This is a genomic window from Cryobacterium sp. 10I1 (assembly GCF_035019805.1).
Taxonomy (GTDB): domain Bacteria; phylum Actinomycetota; class Actinomycetes; order Actinomycetales; family Microbacteriaceae; genus Cryobacterium; species Cryobacterium glucosi.
Map to the genome: position 1 here is coordinate 1 of NZ_JASJVF010000391.1, position 2092 is coordinate 2092.

The 2092-nt window shown below is 71.4% G+C and carries 1 protein-coding gene; it reads right to left on the reverse strand.

Annotation, left to right across the window (positions count from 1 at the left end; all coding sequences use genetic code 11):
* Positions 1-2092, reverse strand: a 2092-nt coding sequence (locus tag QN345_RS18345) for a DUF3320 domain-containing protein (RefSeq protein ID WP_323509038.1), incomplete at both ends; no start/stop codon positions are given.

Consider the following 2092-nt stretch of genomic DNA (forward strand, 5'->3'; position numbering starts at 1 on the left):
TCAAGTCCGCGGGCACGCACCGCACGATGGATGCCGCCCGCGCCTGGTTCACCCGGTCGAGCCCGAACGCCCCTGCCACGAGCTTGGTCAGCCGGGCGCTGTGGATCGGCCCCTCGGCCGTGACCGCCGCACGAATCGCGGACTGCACGTTCGCCGCGGCCGCGGTCCGCGGCAAGGCGTCGAGCACGTCGACCGTGCCGAGACGCCCGGGGGACCACTCGGCGTAGTCGAGCGCGAGGTAACTCGTGGTCGCACTCGTGTTGGCCAACGGTACAGTCGGGGCGGACACCGCGCGGGATGCGACGAGTACCTCGGGTGCATCCCGTGGCGTTTCGGTGATGGTTGCTGCGGGCTCGACGCCCGCGGGGAGGTCCAGCTCCCTGGCCACGTCGGCCGCGGCTGCAGCTTCAGTCGCGGCCTCGACCGCCCCCGCGAGCCGGGCGACCGTCTCGTCGCGGTGGTGCAGCCACTCGGGCAGCCAGACCCGCTCGACGCCCGGCCAGCGCATGATGCCCTGCAGCACGTCCACGGGCAGGCCGTCGCGGTCGGAGACCGTGCGCCGCGCACGCCAGTTCGGCCCGTCGAGCAGCACCGCGACGAGCGGCCGACCCGGGTCCGTTGCCGAGGCGAGGCTGAGGTCTACCCGGAAGTCGGAGAGCCCGACGTCGGTCTGCACGACGTGCCCCGCGGCGCGGAGTGCGGCCGCGATGTCGTCGCGGTGCCGGTCCACGGTGGACGTGCGGCGGACATCCGTGCTCAACGCCTCGGCGCCCGCCATCTCGAGGTAGGCCTTGAGGTGTTTGATGCCGACCGAGCTGGTGTCCTGGGCGCGCAGCACTGCCGGGTCGAAGCTCGCATAGAGCACCACCTGTCGCCGCGCACGGGTGATCGCCACGTTGAGGCGGCGCTCGCCGCCCGCCCGGGAGAGCGGCCCGAAGTTGAGCGGGACGACACCCTTCTCGTTCGCGCTGAACGCGATCGAGAAGAGGATGCTGTCGCGCTCGTCGCCCTGCACATTCTCGAGGTTCTTGACGAAGAGGCCATCGATCTCGTCCAGGGCGAGGGCGATGCGCTCGTCCTCGCTGTCGCGGAGCAGGTTCTCGATGAGGTTGCGCTGCTGGGCGTTGAAGGTGATCACGCCGACCGAGGGGGAGACCCCGGGCGAGGCCTGGAAGCGGCGCTCGATGTCGTCGACGATCGCGCGGGCCTCGACCGGGTTGGTGCGAAGCGCCGTGCCGCGCCCCGACCGCTCGAACTGGCCGTCGACGCGCACGAGGGAGACGCCGTGGTCGGCGATGGCGCTCGACGCGGGCGCCGGGAACGACGACAGCCGGCTCTCGTAGTAGTAGTGGTTGCTGAACGCGATGAGTGACTCGTCCTGGCTGCGGTAGTGCCACGACAACCACTTGCTCGGCACCCGCGCCTGCACGCACTCGGTGAGGATCGACTCCTCGTCCGCGACCGCACCGAGCAGGCCGTCGTCGCCGTCGAAACCGGCGTCACCCTCGTCGTCGATGTTCGCGCTCGTCTCGGCGAAGCTCGTCGGCGGCATCTGCTTGCTGTCGCCCACCACGACCACGGACGCCGCCCGTCCCATCGCCCCGATCGCATCCGCCACCCGGATCTGCGAGGCCTCGTCGAACACGACGATGTCGAACAGGGCCGCGTGAGCGGGGAAGAACCGGGCGACGGATTCCGGGCTCATCAGGGTGCACGGCATCACCTGGGTGATCAGGTCGCCGTAGTTCTCGAGTAGCGCGCGCACGCTCATGCCGCCGCGCTGCCGGTCGAGCTGGCGGCGCAGGCCGCCGACCTGCCCAGAGGCCAGGTTCGTGTCGAAGCGGCGGAGGCCGAGCACCTCGGCCGGGATGGCCCGGGGGAGTTCGCCGCGCACCGCGTGCGTGCTCGCGGTGAACCGCGTGATCGTTTTGCTGTGCGCCACGAGGTTGAAGTCGCCGAGGGCGGTCGCGTCCTCGCGTTCGGTGATCGAGGCGATGGCGAGGCCCTTGTCGAACGCGAGCGCGGCATCTTCGGCCGGGATGCTGCCGGCCAGCAGCGCGGCGCGGGCGTCGGTGAGCCCGTGGCGCCGCAG